The 16,895-nt window shown below is 65.0% G+C and carries 18 protein-coding genes; 16 read left to right on the top strand and 2 right to left on the bottom strand.

Annotated elements, in window-relative coordinates:
- Window positions 1-6 precede the first annotated feature (6 nt).
- The 7 genes from UP06_RS27505 (at window position 7) to UP06_RS27475 (ending at window position 7,281) form a co-directional block, all read left to right on the top strand.
- Window positions 7-1,212 carry an FAS1-like dehydratase domain-containing protein gene (locus UP06_RS27505; protein ID WP_045006800.1) on the top strand — a complete coding sequence of 402 codons (1,206 nt, stop codon included), beginning with the start codon at window positions 7-9 and terminating at the stop codon, window positions 1,210-1,212.
- Window positions 1,213-1,291: 79 nt separating this feature from the next.
- Window positions 1,292-2,491: a CaiB/BaiF CoA transferase family protein gene (locus UP06_RS27500; RefSeq protein WP_045006799.1), complete on the top strand. Its 1,200-nt coding sequence runs from the start codon at window positions 1,292-1,294 to the stop codon at window positions 2,489-2,491.
- Window positions 2,488-3,678 carry a CaiB/BaiF CoA transferase family protein gene (locus UP06_RS27495; RefSeq protein WP_045006798.1) on the top strand — a complete coding sequence of 397 codons (1,191 nt, stop codon included), beginning with the start codon at window positions 2,488-2,490 and terminating at the stop codon, window positions 3,676-3,678. Before UP06_RS27500 ends, UP06_RS27495 begins: the two co-directional genes overlap by 4 nt.
- A 23-nt stretch (window positions 3,679-3,701) precedes the next feature.
- On the top strand, window positions 3,702-4,553 hold the full coding sequence (locus UP06_RS27490) for an HTD2 family dehydratase (RefSeq protein WP_045006797.1): 852 nt from the start codon (window positions 3,702-3,704) through the stop codon (window positions 4,551-4,553).
- 58 nt (window positions 4,554-4,611) lie between these two features.
- Window positions 4,612-5,439 (top strand): ABC transporter ATP-binding protein, encoded by an 828-nt coding sequence (locus tag UP06_RS27485; protein ID WP_082081631.1) that lies wholly within the window; start codon window positions 4,612-4,614, stop codon window positions 5,437-5,439.
- Window positions 5,436-6,227 (top strand): ABC transporter permease, encoded by a 792-nt coding sequence (locus UP06_RS27480; protein ID WP_045006796.1) that lies wholly within the window; start codon window positions 5,436-5,438, stop codon window positions 6,225-6,227. The genes UP06_RS27485 and UP06_RS27480 overlap by 4 nt, the downstream gene beginning before the upstream one ends.
- 37 nt (window positions 6,228-6,264) lie before the next feature.
- Entirely contained in the window at window positions 6,265-7,281 is a 1,017-nt protein-coding gene (locus UP06_RS27475; protein WP_045006795.1) for an ABC transporter substrate-binding protein, read from the top strand.
- A gap of 33 nt (window positions 7,282-7,314) precedes the next feature.
- On the opposite strand, the gene UP06_RS27470 is transcribed toward UP06_RS27475, so the two are convergent.
- A complete protein-coding gene (locus tag UP06_RS27470) occupies window positions 7,315-7,890 on the bottom strand; it encodes a cysteine hydrolase family protein (RefSeq protein ID WP_045006794.1) in 576 nt (191 codons plus the stop codon).
- Complete coding sequence (locus UP06_RS27465) at window positions 7,887-8,573, bottom strand: GntR family transcriptional regulator (RefSeq protein ID WP_045006793.1); 687 nt, start codon at window positions 8,571-8,573, stop codon at window positions 7,887-7,889. The genes UP06_RS27470 and UP06_RS27465 overlap by 4 nt, the downstream gene beginning before the upstream one ends.
- Before the next feature lie 112 nt (window positions 8,574-8,685).
- Between UP06_RS27465 and UP06_RS27460 the strand changes: the two genes are divergently transcribed.
- The 9 genes from UP06_RS27460 to UP06_RS27420 all read left to right on the top strand — a co-directional run bounded on the left by UP06_RS27460 (window position 8,686) and on the right by UP06_RS27420 (window position 16,851).
- Complete coding sequence (locus UP06_RS27460; protein WP_045006792.1) at window positions 8,686-9,495, top strand: HpcH/HpaI aldolase/citrate lyase family protein; 810 nt, start codon at window positions 8,686-8,688, stop codon at window positions 9,493-9,495.
- An 80-nt stretch (window positions 9,496-9,575) separates the two neighbouring features.
- Window positions 9,576-10,781 (top strand): ABC transporter substrate-binding protein, encoded by a 1,206-nt coding sequence (locus UP06_RS27455; RefSeq protein ID WP_045006791.1) that lies wholly within the window; start codon window positions 9,576-9,578, stop codon window positions 10,779-10,781.
- Between the two features lie 82 nt (window positions 10,782-10,863).
- Complete coding sequence (locus tag UP06_RS27450; protein ID WP_045006790.1) at window positions 10,864-11,613, top strand: SDR family NAD(P)-dependent oxidoreductase; 750 nt, start codon at window positions 10,864-10,866, stop codon at window positions 11,611-11,613.
- Between the two features lie 4 nt (window positions 11,614-11,617).
- A complete protein-coding gene (locus UP06_RS27445) occupies window positions 11,618-12,523 on the top strand; it encodes an NAD(P)-dependent oxidoreductase (RefSeq protein WP_045006789.1) in 906 nt (301 codons plus the stop codon).
- 2 nt (window positions 12,524-12,525) lie between these two features.
- Window positions 12,526-13,416, top strand: coding sequence for a branched-chain amino acid ABC transporter permease (locus tag UP06_RS27440; protein ID WP_245305556.1), 891 nt, complete (start codon window positions 12,526-12,528; stop codon window positions 13,414-13,416).
- Complete coding sequence (locus UP06_RS27435; RefSeq protein ID WP_045006787.1) at window positions 13,403-14,383, top strand: branched-chain amino acid ABC transporter permease; 981 nt, start codon at window positions 13,403-13,405, stop codon at window positions 14,381-14,383. Before UP06_RS27440 ends, UP06_RS27435 begins: the two co-directional genes overlap by 14 nt.
- Window positions 14,380-15,165, top strand: coding sequence for an ABC transporter ATP-binding protein (locus UP06_RS27430; RefSeq protein WP_050032090.1), 786 nt, complete (start codon window positions 14,380-14,382; stop codon window positions 15,163-15,165). Before UP06_RS27435 ends, UP06_RS27430 begins: the two co-directional genes overlap by 4 nt.
- Window positions 15,158-15,895, top strand: a complete 738-nt coding sequence (locus UP06_RS27425; protein WP_045006786.1) for an ABC transporter ATP-binding protein — start codon at window positions 15,158-15,160, stop codon at window positions 15,893-15,895. The genes UP06_RS27430 and UP06_RS27425 overlap by 8 nt, the downstream gene beginning before the upstream one ends.
- A gap of 17 nt (window positions 15,896-15,912) precedes the next feature.
- On the top strand, window positions 15,913-16,851 hold the full coding sequence (locus tag UP06_RS27420) for an SMP-30/gluconolactonase/LRE family protein (RefSeq protein WP_045006785.1): 939 nt from the start codon (window positions 15,913-15,915) through the stop codon (window positions 16,849-16,851).
- Window positions 16,852-16,895: the final 44 nt, after the last annotated feature.

The raw sequence follows: 16,895 nt of genomic DNA, 5'->3' as shown, positions 1-16,895 counted from the left end.
ACGACAATGGCAGATGTGATGGAAAAAGAGGTCGGTCACGCACCGGCGGAAGGCAAGATCACCGACGAGGCGATCGCGCAGGCGCGCGGCATGATCGGTCTTCAGCTTCGCCCCGAGGGGCCGTATCTCCAGGACGCAACGGAAGACACGATCCGCAATTTCTGCAACGGCATCGGCGATCTCAATCCGCTGTATCGCGACGCCGAGCATGGCCGCCAGAGCCGTTACGGCACGAATGTCGCTCATCCGATGTTTCCGATGGCGTTCGGCTGGATCGGCCGCACCCGCTGGGGCCTTCCCGGTGTGCACGGCTTCTACGCCGGCAACGACTGGGAGCTGTTCCGCCATATCCGTCCCGGTGACCGCATCACAGCGATCGAGCGCGTCGTCGGCATCGAGGAGAAGGAAAGCAAGTTCTCCGGCCGCCTCGTGCTGCAATATGTCGAAGCGACCTATTCCAACCAGCGCGGTGAGATGGTGGCGCGCGCGCTCGGCACTTGCACGCGCCACGAGCGCAAGGCCGCGCGCGACGCCGGCAAGTACAAGGACATTAAGCCTTACGAATACACCGCCGATGAATTCGCCGCACTCGACGAAGCCATCCTGAAGGAGGACGAGCGGATCCGCGGCGCCACGATGCGCTATTTCGAGGACGTCAACGAAGGCGACGAGTTGCCGCCGATCGTGCGCGGTCCGCTCTCGCTGATGGACACGATGGGCTTCCTGGTCGGCTGCGGCCGCGGCCACACCCACGGCATCGTGCTGCAATCGGCGGTCAAGCATCCCGGCCATTTCTTCCGCAATCCGGAGGCCGGCGGCGGCATCGAATATACCGGCATCGGACATCATCGTGAATCGGTGGCGAAGGAGGTCGGCGTCCCCGGCACCTACGATTACGGCCCGCAACGCTCGTCCTGGCTCGCTAGCCTTGTCTCCAACTGGATGGGCGATGCCGCCTTCCTGAAGCGCGTGCGGACCGAGATGCGGCGCTTCAACACGATGGGCGATTCCACCTGGTGCAAGGGCAAGGTCGCCAGAAAATACGTCAAGGACGGTTTTGCGCTGGTCGATCTCGACATCCGCGGCGAGAACCAGCGCGGCGAACTGACCACGCCGGGCCTTGCGACCGTGATGCTGCCGTCGCGCGATGTGAAAAACAATGTGTTCTTCGATGGATCCGGGCTGAATCTCGAGCTGCCGACGATCCGCTAAAGCGGACGCAAAGAATATCCGGGAGCATGCACATTATGCTCCCGGGCGTCGGCCCATAACAACAAGGGGAAGCGTTGCCATGACGGACAGGGCTGTTGCGCCGCTGTTGGCGGGAGTGACCATCGTCGAAATCTCGCGCGGGGTCGCTGCGGGCTATGCCGGCCGTCTTCTCTCCACGCTCGGCGCCGAGACGATTCTCGTCGAGCCGCGGGATGGCAATCCGCTTCGTCACGAGCCGCCGATGCTTCCTCCAACCAACGAGGCCAGCGCGCTGTTCGCTTACCTAGCGGCGGGGAAGAAGAGCGTCGCTTGCGATTTCGAAACGCCGGCCGGGCGGGCCGAGTTGTCCACTTTGTTGGCGGCGGCTGAAATTGTCATTCACGATCTCCGCCCTGAGGAGCGCATCAGGCTGGAGCTCGACGAAGAGGGCCTCCGGGCGCGCTACCCGAAGCTGGTCGATGTCTCGGTGCTGCCCTTCGGCGCCTTCGGACCGAAGGCCGGCTGGCAGGCCGAGGAGATCAACCTGATCCACGCATCCGGCGAGGGCTTCCTGCTGCCCAATGGACTGGCTGCCGAACGCTTTCCCGATCGTCCGCCGCTGAAGGTATATGGTCACTTCGCCGAATACCAGGGCGGCGTGGTCGCTGCGCTCGGAGCGCTGTCTGCACTGATCGGCCGAGAGCACGGCGGCGCCGAAAGCGTCGACGTCTCGGTGCAGGATGCCGCGCTCGCCGTGGGCGCATTCGCGCTCCAGCGTCTTGGTGACGGCTCGCTGGAGCACCGCCGCACGCGCTCGTTCAAATATGGCGGCGTGCTCGAATGCGCCGACGGTTATGTCGAGCTCCTGACGCTCGAGGAGCGGCAATGGCGCGGCTTGGTCGAGCTGATGGGGCGTCCCGACTGGATGCAGGATCCCGCGCTTGCGGACTCGCTGGAGCGGAGCCGCCGCGGTGCCGAGATTAACCGTGCTATTCGGGCCTGGGCGCTCGAACAGCGGACCGCCGATGTCGTGGCGCAGGCGCAAACGCTGGGCGTCCCCATGGCAAAATATGCGAGCCCCGCCGAGGTGCTTTCCGGTGCGCATGAGCGCGCGCGGCACCTGTTCCAGCCGGTCGAAATTCCCGGTGCAGGTCGTTTGCCAATGTTGTCGGCGCCATTCCATGTCGATGGCGCGGCACCGACGCTGAAGGCCGGGCCGCCGCGGCTCGGCGAACATCAACATTTGCTCACGTCCAGGCGTCGTCGCGACCAGCCGGCCGTCACCGCGGAGGCGTCATGAAGCCGCTCGCCGGAGTTCGCATCGCCGATTTTACGCTGCATGCCGCGGGACCGTTCTGCACGCACATGCTGTCGCAACTGGGCGCCGAGTGCATCAAGATCGAAAGCGCGGCGCGGCCGGACATCTTCCGCAAGGCGCATCCGGTCTACGGCCGGATGGGACCTGCGAGCTTCGACCAGGTCGCGTCCAACAAGCTCTCGGTGCGCATCAACCTGAAGGATGCAAGGGGCGTCGCACTGGCCAAGAAGCTGGTCGGCGTCAGCGATCTCGTCTGCGAAAGCTTCCGGCCCGGCGTGATGGAGCGGCTCGGTCTCGACTACGCGGCGCTGGCGGCGCTGAAACCGTCGGTGGTGATGGTGTCCGTCTCGTCGTCGGGGCAGAGAGGACCGGATTCGCATTTTGCGGGCTACGCGCCGCTGTTCGGCGCCTGGGGGGCGCTCGGCTATCTCACGGGATACGAGGATGGTCCGCCGGTCGAGATGCGGCATGTGATGGACCACAGCATCGGCATGAATGCGGCAATGGCGGCGGTGGCCGCGGTCTATCGCCTTCGCCGTACCGGACGTGGCGGCCATGTCGACGTGAGCGCACGCGAGGTCGCCTGCTCGCTGGTCGGTGAGGCACTGCTGTTCGCAGCTTCCGGCGGCGAGCCCGCGCGTATCGGCAATGATCATTTGCGGATGGCGCCGCATGGCGTGTTCCGGACCCGTGACGAGGATCGCTGGCTGACCATCGCGGTGCGCTCAGACGACGAATGGCGGATCCTGGTGAGGCTGATCGATGCGCCGCATCTGCTGGTCGATCCGCGGTTTCAGACTGCCGCGGGCCGCCACGAGCACCGGCGGACGCTGCATGGCGAGATCGAGCACTGGACGATGACATGCGAGGCGGCCGAAGCCGAGCGAGTGCTTCAGGCCGCGGGGATCGCCGCACATATCTCCTGCAACATGGAGGACATCGCGCACGACCGCCATCTGCGCGATCGCGGGACCGTCGTCGATGTCGAGGATACGACCGGGCATCAGCGTGCCGCGCTGAAGGTACCGATCCGCTTCTCGAAGTCCGATGCCGGGATGGCGCGCGGTACGCCGCGGCTTGGCGAAGACGAGGATTACGTGTTCGGCGAGCTGCTCGGCTTAAGCTGCGAGGAGCGCCAAAGCCTGATCGACCAGCAGGTGATTTACTGACCGTTTGAAGTGGAGTTGCCGTCATGAGCGAGAGCGCAGCACTTGCCGGAGAGGACTGGCAGGCCTGGGTCGGCCGCAAGGAGACGATCCGCGAGCGGATCGCGCCGGATCGTGTCGCAGCGCTCGGTGCCACGCTCGGCATCGAGGGAAACTATGCGGCCGGCGCGACCTTGCCGGCCGGGTGGCACTGGATCTTTTTCAACCGGGTCATGCCGCGTCACGAGCTGGGAACGGACGGACATCCCAAACGCGGCGGATTCCTGCCGCCGGTGTCGCTGCCGCGCCGCATGTGGGCAGGTGGGCGGCTCACCTACCACAGGCCCTTGACCATCGGCGGCGAAGGCGCGCGCGAGAGCACCATTCTGAAGGTCGAAGTCAAATCCGGCCGGGCCGGAAAGCTGGTGTTCGTGACCGTCAGCCACAGCATCGCCTGCGACGGCACGCTCTGCGCAACTGAGGAACAGGACATCGTCTATCGCGAAGCGGCCGCGCCAGGATCGCCAGCACCTGCGGCCACGCCGGCTCCGCCTGACGCGGTTTGGTCGGAGGAGTTTCGTCCCGACACCGTGCTGCTGTTTCGATATTCGTCGCTGACGTCGAACGGACATCGCATCCATTATGACCAGTCCTACGCGCAAGCGGAGGAGAACTATCCTGATCTCGTCGTGCATGGACCGCTGACCGCGACGCTGCTGCAAGGCTTTGCTGAGCGGCATGCCGGCAAGCCGCTCAGATCCTTTGAATTCAGGGGCGTCTCGCCGCTGTTCGTGAGTTCGCCCTTCAGCCTGGAAGGGAAGGGCGATGGCCACGCGCTCGATCTCTGGGCCGGCGGCCCCGGCGGGGCGCTCGCGATGCGCGCGACGGCCCAAGTCTGACGACACGATATCGAGACGGGATCAAGAACAAGAAAAAGATACAAGGGAGGCCCATGCGATGAGATCGGCGCACCTGTCCGTTGTTCCCGCGCAAAGTTGCGAGGCGCAGCGCCGGCCCGCTGTCGAGCTGCGCGGGGTTGGCAAGACCTTCACCTCGCGCACCGGCCAGGTCGAGGTCCTCCGTGGTCTGAACCTCTCGCTCCAGGACGGCGAATTTCTCGCCATCGTCGGTCCGAGCGGTTCGGGCAAATCGACGGTGCTGAATCTGCTTGCGGGCCTCGATCAGCCGACCTCTGGTGCGGTGTTCTGCCGAGGCGAGCCGGTCGCGGCGGTCAATACCGGGATCGGCTATCTCACGCAGCACGACAGTCTGCTGCCATGGCGAACCGTGGAGCAGAACATCGCCGTCCCGCTGGAGCTCCGCAACATCGGCCGCACGGAGATCGCTGCGCGCGTGCGCGACCTGATCGCGCAGGTCGGCCTCGAAGGCTTTGAGCGGCACTATCCGAGCCAGCTTTCGGGCGGCATGCGCAAGCGCGCGATGCTGGCCCGCACGCTGATCTACGATCCGCCGGTGCTCCTGATGGACGAGCCATTCGGGCCGCTCGACGCCCAGCTCAAGCTGGTGCTCCAGGCCGAGCTTTTGAAGCTGTGGTCGGCGCATCGCAAGACGGTGGTGTTCGTGACCCACGACATCGTCGAAGCCATCACGCTCGCCGATCGTGTCCTGGTGTTCTCGTCGCGTCCTTGCCAGATCAGGCTCGACGAGCCGATCGCCATTCCGCGCCCGCGCGAGGTGCACGAGGTGCGCTTCCATCCCGCATTCGAGGAGCATTATCGGCGGCTCTGGACAGCCCTCGAACCGCCGGCGAGGCGGCCGTCATGAGCACACAGGCGCTGTCCGAGACGCAAGCCGAACCGACGCTCGGTCTATCCGGTCGCGTGTGGCTCTATCGCGCGATCTTCGTGGTCGTCATGCTGACGGCCTGGCAGTCCGCATCGGGAACGCTGCTTGATCCGTTCTGGGTGAGCAGCCCAGCCGCCATATTCAGGACGCTGGTGGCATGGACCGCGAGCGGCCAGCTCGGCTATCACCTGTTGATCACCTTCAAGGAAACCGCTGCCGGATTCGTGCTGGGAGCGACGGCCGGCGTTCTGTTTGCGCTGCTGGTCGGCGCGAACGACACCTTGCATCGCACCGTCGATCCCTTCGTCACGGCGATCTACGGCGTACCCAAGGTCGCGCTCGCGCCGCTCTTCATCATGTGGTTCGGCATCGGGCTCGCGCCGAAGATCGTGCTGGCCGCCATCAGCGTCTTCTTCCTGGTGTTCTTCTCGACCCTGCGCGGTGTGCGCGAGGTCGACCTGAAAATGGTCGATGCGCTCCGCACCATGGGTGCAGGTAAATTCGCGACCCAGCGCATGGTGATCTTCCCGTCTGCGCTGCCGTGGTTGTTTACGGGGTTAAAGCTCGGCTTGCCCTACGGCTTCGTCGGCGCGGTCGCAGCCGAGATGATGGCCTCCAATGCCGGCATCGGCTACCTCACGCAGAACTCAGCGGGCCAGCTCGATACCGCCGGTGTGTTCGCCGCGCTGTTTGCGCTGATGGTTGTCACCTCCCTTCTGAATGAAGCGCTCGGCAGATTGGAGAGCTGGATCTTTCGCTGGCGCTGAGAGACGCCACGACAACAAAGAAACAAGGGAGGACATCATGATCACGCGTCGGATGATGCTGGGCGGTATTGCTGGAGGTGCGCTGATCGGCTCGGCCACGCGAAGCCTGTCGCAAGGTGCAGGCGGCAAGCCGGTCACGATCGCGATCGGCGGCTACACATTCGCCTATCTGCCGTTGCTGGTGGCGACGGCGGCCGGATTCATGAAAGACGCCGGCCTCGACGTCTCCCTGATCGATACCGGCAGCGGCACCAACAGCATGGCGGCAATCCTCGGCGGCAGCGTTGACGTCGCCGGTCTGGTGATGAGCGACGTGATTCTTGCGGTGGCCAAGGGCCAGAAGATCAACGCCTTCGCTCCGTTGATGTCGCAATATGCGAGCGACGCCGTGATCAGCCGGAAGACCGCTGAGAAGATCGGTCTTGTACCGGAGATGCCGCTGAAGGAACGCATGGCCCGCATGAAGGGCCTGACGCTCGCGATCTCCGGCCGTGGCAGCGGGACCGACAAGATCTGGCGCTATCTGCTGTCGCTTGGCGGACTTGATCCGGAGAAGGATGCTAGCCTCACGGTCGTCAAGCTCGACAAGATGTATCTGGCACTGCGCTCCGGCCAGATCGACGGCTTCAACACCACGGCACCCGCGAACAACCAGGCGGTGGAGGAGGGCCTTGCCGTCTGGGCAGCGCGCCCGTCGCATGGCGAGGTGCCCGGCATCGAGAACTTTCTCTACACCGTGCTGTGCGGCAGGCCGGATTTTCTCGAGAGGAGCCCGGATGTCGTCGCATCGCTCGTCCGCGGCATGACCAGAGGATCAGAATTGATCCGCAGCGACCCCGATGCGGCCGGCCAGATGCTGCGCGACCGGTATTTCCAGCAGACCGACGTCGCGCTGATCAAGCACACGGTGTCGGATCAACGCATGACCGTCGCGATGCCGCCGACACTGTCGGAGCAGCAATTTGCGCACAACATGGAGTTCGAACTGAAGTTCAGCGATGCCGTGCGCGGCGTCACCTATCAGCAGGCGATCAATCCGCGCTGGCTTGCGTAGCTCACCTTCCCTCCCGGGAGAGAACGGAGACCGTCAGCCGAAGCTTACATCGGCGCTGTTCTTGATGGCGGCGAAGCGGCCGAGGCAGCGCAGGGCGCTGTCGTGCTCGTCGGTGGTTCCGCCGGCGCAGCAGTCTTCCAGCACCGTGCAGGCATAGTCGCGGTCGTGGGCCTCGCGCGCGCCGGTGTGCACCACGCCGTTGGTGGAGACGCCGGAGAGGAACAGGTCGGTCACGCCGTGGGCGCGCAGGATCGGCTCCAGCGACGTGCCGTAGAACGGGCTGACCCGGTGCTTGACGATGTCGAATTCGCCGGCTTCCGGCGTGAGGTCGGGATGGACTTCCGTGCCCCAGCTGCCGAGCTTGAACATCCCGGCACCGCGGGCGCGAGAAAAGATCGGCGAATTGGGCGGGCATTCCCGGTAGTCGGGCGAAAATCCGACGCGGACATAGCCGATCAGCACGCCGGCCGCGCGCGCTTTCGCGATCACCGCCTTGGTGCGGCCGAGCACGTCACGCTCCTTCATCAAGGGAACGTAGCTTTTTGCTCCACCTCCGTTCTCGTGGACGAGGTCGTTCAGCATGTCCATGACGAGCAGCATCGGCTTCATAGCGTCTCTTTCTCAGAGCTCTTCGACTTGACGGGAGGCTCGGACCTGGTTGCCGGCATGCTGTTGCGAAGCTCGGTCCAGCCGGTCTCGATGTGCTGCCGCATCGTCAGCATCGCGCCTGCGGCGTCGCCCTCGATCACGCTCTTCAGGAGCTCGTTGTGCTCCTTGGCGGCGCGCACCGCCCGGCCGCCGATGCGGTTGATGACGTCGAACGGATATTGCGCCCACAGCACCTGCACGAAATGCAACGTCTTCGGCAGCCGCGCGAAATCGTACATGCGCCGGTGGAAGCGATAGTTGATGCCGCGCGCCGCCGTGCTGTCGTTGGCGAGCGCCGCGTCCTCGAACTGGCGCGCCAGCTGGCGCAGCTCCGCGATCTCCTCCGCGGTGATGTTACGCACGGCGCTTTCGACCAGCTGGGTCTCAAGCGTGATCCGCAGCTTCAGGATCTCGGTGGACGCCTCGACGTCGAACGGCGCCACGGTCGCGCCGCGATAGGAGTCGCTCGCGAGATATCCCTCGGCCTCAAGCAGCTTCAGCGCCTCGCGAACCGGCGTGATGCTGATCTTGAGTTCCTGCGCGATCTCGGTCTGCTTCAGCCGGGCGCCGCGCGGCAGTCGCCCCGAGATGATGCCCTCGCGGAGATAGTCAGCGACCTGCTCCTCTTTCGTCCGATATTCCATTGAATGCCGCCGCTCGTGACCGATTTGCCCCGCGACTACCATAGACGCGCCCTATGGAGGAGAGTAGAAGTACAAACGATAATGCATTATGCATAATCGAGGTTGATGCCGGATGTCCAGCTCTTTGTCCCGCTCCTTCCTGTTCGTCCCAGCCAACCGCCCCGAGCGTTTCGACAAGGCGGCAGCCTCAGGCGCCCACCAGGTCATTCTCGACCTCGAGGATGCGGTGGCACCGGCCGAGAAGGAAGTCGCGCGCGGCTTCGTCGCGCAATGGAGCGGGCGGGCCGACGCGGTCGTGCGCGTGAACGGCGCAGAAAGCACTTTTTTTGCCGCCGACATGGAGATGATGCGCCGCGCCGGCGTGGCCAAGCTGATGCTGCCAAAAGCAGAGCCGGCCTCGATCGAGCGTCTTGCGGCATCGCTGGACGGACCGCGCCATGTCATCGCGCTGATCGAAACAGTCAGGGGTTACGCGGAGCTCAGGCGCATAGGTGCGAGCGGGCTGGTTTCGCAGCTCGCGTTCGGCAACCTCGATTTCGGCATCGATTCCGGCGTGACCGAGACAACGCAGGAGCTCGACCCTGTCAGGCTGCAAATCGCCCTGGAGTCGCGGCTGGCCGGATTGCCGCCTCCGATCGACGGCGTGACCACGTCTTGGACGGATCCTGCGGCCTTCGGCTCGGCGGTCGGTCGAGCCAAGGCGCTCGGTTTCGGCGCCAAGCTTTGCATCCATCCGGCCCAGGTCAAGCCGGTCAACGATGCCTTCCTGCCGACCGCCAATGAGGTCGCCTGGGCCCGCCGTGTGATGGAGGCTGCGGACGGCGCGCGCGGCGGGGCGGTGGCGCTCGACGGCAAGATGATCGATGCACCCGTCATCCGACGCGCCGAGCTGATCCTCTCAAACGCGCCGGCTTCAATATAATGCATAATGCATTTTATCTTGACCCTGTAAGTTCGTCCCTCTAAAGATCAATGGATAAGAACAGATATCGGGGAGGGCCCATGAAGAGGCGTGACTTTCTCAGGCTGTCGGGCGCTGCCGCGTTGGCATCGGCTTATCCCGGCACGTCGCTCCTCGCCGACGATATCGGCGTCGATGCCGGCGCCAAGACCATCACCATCGGCGGCTTCACCCCCGTCACGGGACCCGTCCCGTTCTATGCGATCCTGACCCACGCGGCCGACGCCTATTTCAAGAGCGTCAACGAGGCCGGCGGCATCAAGGGCTGGAAGATCAACTATGTGACGCTCGACGACGGCTATGATCCCGCGCGCAGCGTTGCCGCGGTCCGGCGCCTCGTCGAGGACAACCACATCTTCGCGCTCGTCGCCGCGGTGGGGACGGCAACCAACGTCGCCGTCATTCCCTTTGCGAAGGAAAGCGGCCTTGCGATGATCGGGCCGATCGGTGGCGCCAGTGCCTTCTTCGCCGAGCCCAATATTTTTCCGCTGCTGCCCGACTACGGCTGGTCGGCCGCCTCGAATGCCGAGTTTGCCGTCAACGACCTGAAGCTGAAGAAGATCGCGCTGTTGTGGGAGAATGACGAGCTTGGCCGCTCGGCCAAGCGCGGCTTCGATCTCTTCATGGAGGCGAACAAGCTCACGGCGGCGGAGTCGGTTCCGTTCGAGGTGAAGACCACCGACTTCACGCCGCACATCCGCCGCGTCGCAAATTCCGAGGCCCAGGCCGCAATCCTCTTCGGCTCCAACGCCAACCTTGCGGCCGCGCTGAAGGCGGCCGACCGCCAGGGCGTCAAGCTGACCTGGTTTGCGCCGTTCTTCACCGCCGATCCCGCGACGTACAAGCTGACCGGCGATCTCCTCAACGGCGTCTACTTCTCGTCGTGGCTGCTTCCGGTCGACAGCGCCGAGCCCGAGATCAAGGCCTATCGTGAAGCCGTCACGAAATACTATCCGAGTGATCCGGTCGGCGTGTTCGGCCTCAACGGCTGGAGCAATGCCGCGCTGTTCGGCAGCATTTTCGGCGCGCTGATCGACAGCGGCAAGCCGATCACGCGGGCAAATCTGGTCGAGGCCGGCAACACGCTGAGTAATGCCTCGGTCGGCGGCGCGCGCAAGGTGACCTTCACCGGCTCCGATCATCGCGGCACGCGGCAGGAAGCGATCCTGCAAGCGCAAGGCTCCTTCGTCATGGTGCGTGACTTCAAGCCCTATCCGGCCGTGGCCTTCGACGCCAAGCCGGCTTGAGCCGAACTTTTCAGCGGGTAGCCGCAAGACGCGGTCGCCCGCTGCTCGTGTTAACTACCAAGAAAAACAAGGAAAATACGACATGGCTGGATCGCCCTTGAGCGGGCCCTCGCGTCTCGACGGACAAACTGCCCTCATCACAGGAGCTGCCGGCGGCATCGGCCGCGCCGTGGTTGCGGCTTTCTGCGCAGCCGGTGCCGACGTCATCGCCACCGACATCGTCGCCGATGGCGGCAAGTTTCCCGAAAAAGCAAGCTATCGTCGCTGCGACGTGACGGATCGCGTGGCCACCGAGAAGCTGATTGACGAGGAGCTGAAGGCGCGCGGCAAGATCGACATTCTCGTGCTCTGTGCCGGCACCATTGCCAATACGCCACTGTCGCAGTCGACCGACGAAGAGTGGGAGAGGATCCTCGCCGTCAATCTGATGGGCACGGTCAATCCCGTCCGCAAGCTCTATCCCGTCATGGCGGAGCGTGGCTTCGGCAAGATCGTGGCGCTCGGCTCGATTGCAGCCAAGATCGGTGGCGTCGCTTCGGGGCCGGCCTATGTTGCGGCGAAATCCGCCGTGCACGGCCTGATGAAATGGGTCGCCAAGAATGGCGCCGGCAAGGGCGTCTATGCCAACATCATTGCGCCCGGTCCGGTCGAGACCCCGATGTGGGCGACGGTCACTGACCGTGCCGCGCCGTCACCGAATGGCAACGTACCGCTGGGACGCTTCGGCCAACCCGAGGATATCGCACAGAGCATTCTCTTCCTCTGCTCGCCGGCGTCGAACTGGATCACCGGAACGGTGCTCGACGTCAACGGCGGCATGTTGATGGACTGACGCCATGAGCACAGCAGAAACCATCGGCTTCATCGGGCTTGGTGTTATGGGCGGTCCGATGTGCCGCAACATGGCGAAGAAACATCCCGGTCGTGTGCTGATGCTCGACCGCGATGCGGCCGCGCTCGCGGCGCTCTCCGACACCAAGGCGGAAGCGGCAGCGTCACTTGAGGCGCTCGCCGCACAGGCCCAGGTCGTCTTCCTGTCGCTGCCGGGCGGTCCGCAGGTCGAAGCGGTCTCGGCTGCGATTGCACAGGCGGCGCGGCCGGGGACGACGATCGTCGATCTCAGTACCACGCCCGTCGCCTTGGCGCGCAGCGTGGCGGATCGTCTGAAAGCCAGGGGCCTCGACTTTGCCGACGCGCCGGTGGCGCGCACGCGCGAAGCGGCGCAACGCGGCGAGCTCAGCATCATGGTCGGCGCCGAGGCGGCCGTGTTCGCGCGGGTCAAGCCGCTGCTCCACTACATCGGCTCTGACGTCACCCATTGCGGCGAGGTCGGCTGCGGCCAGGTCGTCAAGCTGGTCAACAATGCGCTGGTGTTCGAGCACACGCTGGCGCTTGCCGAGATGATGGTGATCGGCGAACGCGCGGGCGTGAAGCCGGAGACGTTGCTGAGCGCGGTGTCGAAAGGGTCTGGCGACAGCTTCGTGCTGCGCAATCACGGCACCAAGGCGATGCTGCCGCGCAATTTTCCGGAAAAGGCCTTTCCGCCGGAATACGTGCTGAAGGACCTCGACTATGTGCTTCAGCTTGCCGCCGACATCGGCGTCCGTCCGGCCGTCGCCGAGCTTGCGCGCCGCTACTACGACGCCGCGTGCCGACAGGGGCTCTCGGGGCGGTACTTCCCCGGCGTGATCGAGTTCATCGAGAAGGGCGGGACTTCCGACGACGGGCAGGCAAAGGTGTGAGCGTGGCGGGATTTTTCAGGGACATCCTGCCGCTGCTGTGGTCCGGCATCATCTCCGGCTGTCTCTACGGCGTCGGTGCGCTCGGTCTCGTCATGGTGTTCAAGAGCTCGCGCGTCGTGAACTTCTCGCACGGCAATCTCGCATGTCTCGGCGCCTTCGTGGTTTATGGCTTGTCCAGCGGCAGCCTGCTGAGCTTGTCCTGGGGCAGCGCGGTTGCACTGGCGCTCGGGATTGCCTGCGCGGTTGCGGTCGCAAGCTATGCCCTGATCGCGCCGATCGTGTTCAAGTCCGATCTGGCCTCCACGATCGCGACGCTCGGTGTCGGGCTGATCCTGCAAGGCGCCGTTCAACTCATCTTCGGCGCCGACATCGTCAATCTCGACCTGCCGGTGCCACGCTTCAATTTCAGCCTGGGCGCGATCCGCATCTCCTCCTACGATCTCGCCGTCCTTGTCGTCACGCTCGCGATCGTCGGCGGCCTGTACGTGATCATCGAGCGCACCAAGCTCGGTGTCGCGTTCCGCGCGGTGTCGACCAATCCGTTCGCCTGCGAAGTCTGCGGGCTCAACCTGCGCTCGGTTCATCTGTTCTCCTGGCTTGCGGGCGCCGTCCTCGGTCTCGTCGCGGCATTGCTTATCGTCCCGACGACGTTCCTGAGCTCGACGACGGTGCCGTCCTTTATGTTGCAGGCCTTCACCGCCGCCGTGGTCGGTGGTTTCTCCAGCCTGCCGGGTGCGGCCGTCGGCGGCATCCTAGTCGGCATCGCCATGAACATGTTCTCGTTCTACGTCTCGCCGGAGTTCATGAATACGTTCCTGCTCGGCGTGATCCTGCTGACGCTGAACTTCTTCCCCAACGGGCTTTTGGAGAGGGCGATCGGTGGCCGTGTCTGACCTCGCGCACGTCTCCAAGGCCGGAGTTTCGGCCCGCGCTGGTCACGTCGATTTGGCGCGCCTGTCTGTGCTGGCCTTGGTCGCGGCCCTGTTGTTGCTGCCGCTCCTTGCCGGCGGTTTCCTGCTCTACAGCCTGTCGCTGTGCTTTGCGAACGCGCTTGCCGTTCTCTCCGTAAGCATGCTCGTGCGCTATGGCGGCGAGGTGTCGATCGGGCACAGCTTCTTCGTGGCGCTGGGGGCCTATACGGTCGCGATCGTCGAGCACCGGCTTGGTCTCTCGATCGCGGTGAGCCTGCCGCTGGCGACGTTGCTCGGCGCCGGTGCCGGCTTCGTCTTTGCATTTCCTTCCCGCCGGCTGTCCGGAATCTACCTTGCGGTTGCGACGATGGCGCTCGCGCTGGCGCTGCCGGAAATCCTGATCGGTTTCGAAAAATTCACCGGCGGCTTCGAAGGCCTCTATATCGCGCAGGACCTGATCCCCGGCGTCTCGAAGGCGTTGCAGCACTATTACATCGCGCTCGCCGTGTTGGTGGCAGTCAGCCTGGCGCTCGCGCATTTTCGTAAATCGGCGCAAGGGCTGGCGTTGCTGATGGCGCAGGCGCAACCGCGTGCGGCCGAAGCCATGGGGATCACAAGAAGCTGGGCGCGCGTCTCCATCTTCACGCTGAGCGCGGCGCTGGCCTCGCTCGCAGGCGCCTTGACGGGCTTTGCGTCCTCGACGGTCTCGCCCAACAGCTTCACCTTTTTCAGCGGCGTCTTCCTGCTCGTCGGATCGGTCGTCAGCCTCAACGGGCTGTCGCTGTCGGCCGCACTCGTCGGCGGCGCCTTCATCACGCTGGTGCCGACCTATCTCGCGAAGGCCGGCGACTGGGTTCCGGTCCTCTATGGCGTGACACTCGTCGTGGTGACGCTGGTGGCGAATGCCGGCGATCTGCGCCGCTTCCTGCCGCGCGGGAGAGCGCGATGACGGACGTCGTCTCCAGCGACGGATTGGTCGCGGAAGGCATCTCGCTTGCCTTCGGCGGGCTCCAGGTGCTCAGCGACGTCTCGATGATTCTGCGGCCCGGCGTGATTACCGGGCTGATCGGACCGAACGGGGCGGGCAAGACCAGCCTGTTCAACTGCCTGAGCGGGCTTTACCACGGCCAGCGCGGCCGCAGCAGCTTCGCTGGCGCGTCGTTGAAGGGTCTCGGCCCGGCGCAGCGGGCTGCATGCGGCATCACCCGCAGCTTCCAGAATCTGGCGATGTGTCCCGACCTGTCGCTGCTCGAAAATGTCCTCGTCGGCCTCACCTTGAAGCGGCGGTCGGGCTGGTTCAGCGCCTTCGTGCCGACACCGTCGCAACGGCTCGACCAGCAGGAGGCCGAGCGCCGCGCCATGGCGGCACTGAACGAGCTTGGCATCGCATCTGCGGCGCATGACAAGCCGTCGGACCTGCCGCCGGGAACGTTGCGCCTCGCCGAAATCGCGCGCGCCATCGCCAGCGAGCCCAAAGCGATCCTGCTGGATGAGCCGGCCGCCGGGCTGAATGCGGTCGAGACGCGCGACCTCACGCGCGCCCTGAAGCGCCTGATGCGCCCCGACCTCGTGCTCCTCGTCGTCGAGCACGACATGGACCTGATCATGGAGCTCTGCGAGCAGATCTATGTGCTGAACTTCGGCAAGATGATTGCGAGCGGGACGCCCGCCGAAATTCGCGCGCATCCGGACGTGATCCGCGTCTATCTCGGAGACGATTCCGATGACTGAGCTGTTTTCCGTGCGCGGACTCTCGGTCAGCTACGGTGCGGCGCGCGTCGTCGAGAACATTGATCTTGCCGTTCCAGAGAAGGGCGTGGTGGCGCTGCTCGGCGCCAACGGCGCGGGCAAATCGTCGGTGCTCAAGGCCATCGCAGGCCTGGTGCCGGCACACGGCGAGATGCGCTTTGCCGGCGAGGATATCGGCGCGCTCGCGGCGCGGCAGCGCGTCCGGCGCGGCATCGTCTATGTTCCCGAGGGCCGCCAGATCGTCGGCTCGCTGACGGTCGCCGAAAATCTCCTGCTTGGCGGCTTCTTTCTCGATGCGCGCATGCAGCGGCAGCGGCGCGATCTCATGCTGGACTTGTTCCCGGAGATCGCCAACCGCCTGAAGTCGCCAGCCTGGATGCTGAGCGGCGGCGAGCAGCAGATGCTCGCGATCGGGCGCGGCCTGATGAGCGCGCCGCGGCTGCTTCTGCTCGACGAGCCCTCGCTGGGACTGGCGCCGCTGCTGATCCGGCGGGTATTCGAGCGGCTGGTGGCGATCAAGCAGGACACCGGGCTTGCCATCATGCTGGTCGAGCAGAATTTCCGCATGACGATGAAGGTGGCCGACGAGCTCTATTTCGTCCGCAATGGCGCCATCGTGGGCCATCGCAGTGCGGCAGACCTCGCCACGGCGGCGAGCCGGGCTGAGGTGGTGGAAGCCTATCTGGGTGCCGGTCAGCCGACGCCGGCATAAGGACAGGGAGTGACGAGATGCGTCTTGAGGGCAGAGAGATTGCGAACGGGCTGGCGTTTCCGGAAGGGCCGATCGCGCTCGCCGACGGCAGCGTCATCGTCGTCGAGATCGAGGGCGGCCGGCTCACGCGCGTGCTTCCGTCCGGCCGGAAAGAGGTCATCGCACATCTTGGCGGTGGTCCGAACGGCGCCGCCATGGGTCCGGACGGCAAATGCTACGTCTGCAACAATGGCGGCTTCTCCTGGCACAAGGACAGAAGCAACTTCGTCCGTCCGACCGGTCGCGCCGAGGATTACACCTCGGGCCGCATCGAGCAGGTCGATCTCGACACCGGCGCGGTCAAGACCCTCTACGACAGTTGTGGTGGTGTTCACCTGAAGGGGCCGAACGACATCGTTTTCGATGAGAAGGGCGGCTTCTGGTTCACCGATCTCGGCAAGACCTATGGCCGGCTGATGGATCGTGGCGCGGTCTACTATGCGCGGACCGACGGCTCGATGATCCGCGAGGCGATCTTTCCGATCATGACGCCGAACGGCGTCGGGCTGTCACCGGATGGGCGTACACTCTACGTCTCCGAGACCGAGACCAGCCGGATCTGGAGCTACCCGATCGTCGGCGAAGGCGAGGTCGCAAAGGAGCCCTGGCCGTCGCCCAATGGCGGCCGGCTGCTGCACGGCCTGCCGGGCTATCAGCGTTTCGATTCGCTCGCAGTCGAGGAGAGCGGCAATATCTGCGTCGCCACGCTCGTGCGCGGCGGGATCAGCGTGTTCTCGCCGGCCGGCGATCTGCTTGAATTCCGCGAAGCCGACGAGGTCTATTGCACCAACATCTGCTTCGGCGGCGCCGACATGCGCACTGCCTTCATCACGCTCTCCGGCACTGGTCGGCTGATGGCGGTGGACTGGCCGAGGCCCGGCCTCGCCCTCAACGATCCCCGCACCGCGCGCAGATAGAAGCGCCGACCCCGCTGACTGTGCCGTGACGGCAGTCGCCCCCT

Source organism: Bradyrhizobium sp. LTSP857 (assembly GCF_000938285.1).
Classification (GTDB): Bacteria; Pseudomonadota; Alphaproteobacteria; order Rhizobiales; family Xanthobacteraceae; genus Bradyrhizobium.
Note: the sequence above shows the minus strand (reverse complement) of the source record. Positions and strands in the feature narration are given on the sequence as shown.

Coding starts and splice junctions, on each gene's coding strand:
- UP06_RS27490 (WP_045006797.1), top strand. CDS start 3,702: ATGAGCGAGAGCGCAGCACTTGCCGGAGAGGACTGGCAGGCCTGGGTC.
- UP06_RS27455 (WP_045006791.1), top strand. CDS start 9,576: ATGAAGAGGCGTGACTTTCTCAGGCTGTCGGGCGCTGCCGCGTTGGCA.
- UP06_RS27505 (WP_045006800.1), top strand. CDS start 7: ATGGCAGATGTGATGGAAAAAGAGGTCGGTCACGCACCGGCGGAAGGC.
- UP06_RS27495 (WP_045006798.1), top strand. CDS start 2,488: ATGAAGCCGCTCGCCGGAGTTCGCATCGCCGATTTTACGCTGCATGCC.
- UP06_RS27460 (WP_045006792.1), top strand. CDS start 8,686: ATGTCCAGCTCTTTGTCCCGCTCCTTCCTGTTCGTCCCAGCCAACCGC.
- UP06_RS27475 (WP_045006795.1), top strand. CDS start 6,265: ATGATCACGCGTCGGATGATGCTGGGCGGTATTGCTGGAGGTGCGCTG.
- UP06_RS27430 (WP_050032090.1), top strand. CDS start 14,380: ATGACGGACGTCGTCTCCAGCGACGGATTGGTCGCGGAAGGCATCTCG.
- UP06_RS27485 (WP_082081631.1), top strand. CDS start 4,612: ATGAGATCGGCGCACCTGTCCGTTGTTCCCGCGCAAAGTTGCGAGGCG.
- UP06_RS27420 (WP_045006785.1), top strand. CDS start 15,913: ATGCGTCTTGAGGGCAGAGAGATTGCGAACGGGCTGGCGTTTCCGGAA.
- UP06_RS27480 (WP_045006796.1), top strand. CDS start 5,436: ATGAGCACACAGGCGCTGTCCGAGACGCAAGCCGAACCGACGCTCGGT.
- UP06_RS27500 (WP_045006799.1), top strand. CDS start 1,292: ATGACGGACAGGGCTGTTGCGCCGCTGTTGGCGGGAGTGACCATCGTC.
- UP06_RS27425 (WP_045006786.1), top strand. CDS start 15,158: ATGACTGAGCTGTTTTCCGTGCGCGGACTCTCGGTCAGCTACGGTGCG.
- UP06_RS27450 (WP_045006790.1), top strand. CDS start 10,864: ATGGCTGGATCGCCCTTGAGCGGGCCCTCGCGTCTCGACGGACAAACT.
- UP06_RS27470 (WP_045006794.1), bottom strand. CDS start 7,890: ATGAAGCCGATGCTGCTCGTCATGGACATGCTGAACGACCTCGTCCAC.
- UP06_RS27445 (WP_045006789.1), top strand. CDS start 11,618: ATGAGCACAGCAGAAACCATCGGCTTCATCGGGCTTGGTGTTATGGGC.
- UP06_RS27465 (WP_045006793.1), bottom strand. CDS start 8,573: ATGGAATATCGGACGAAAGAGGAGCAGGTCGCTGACTATCTCCGCGAG.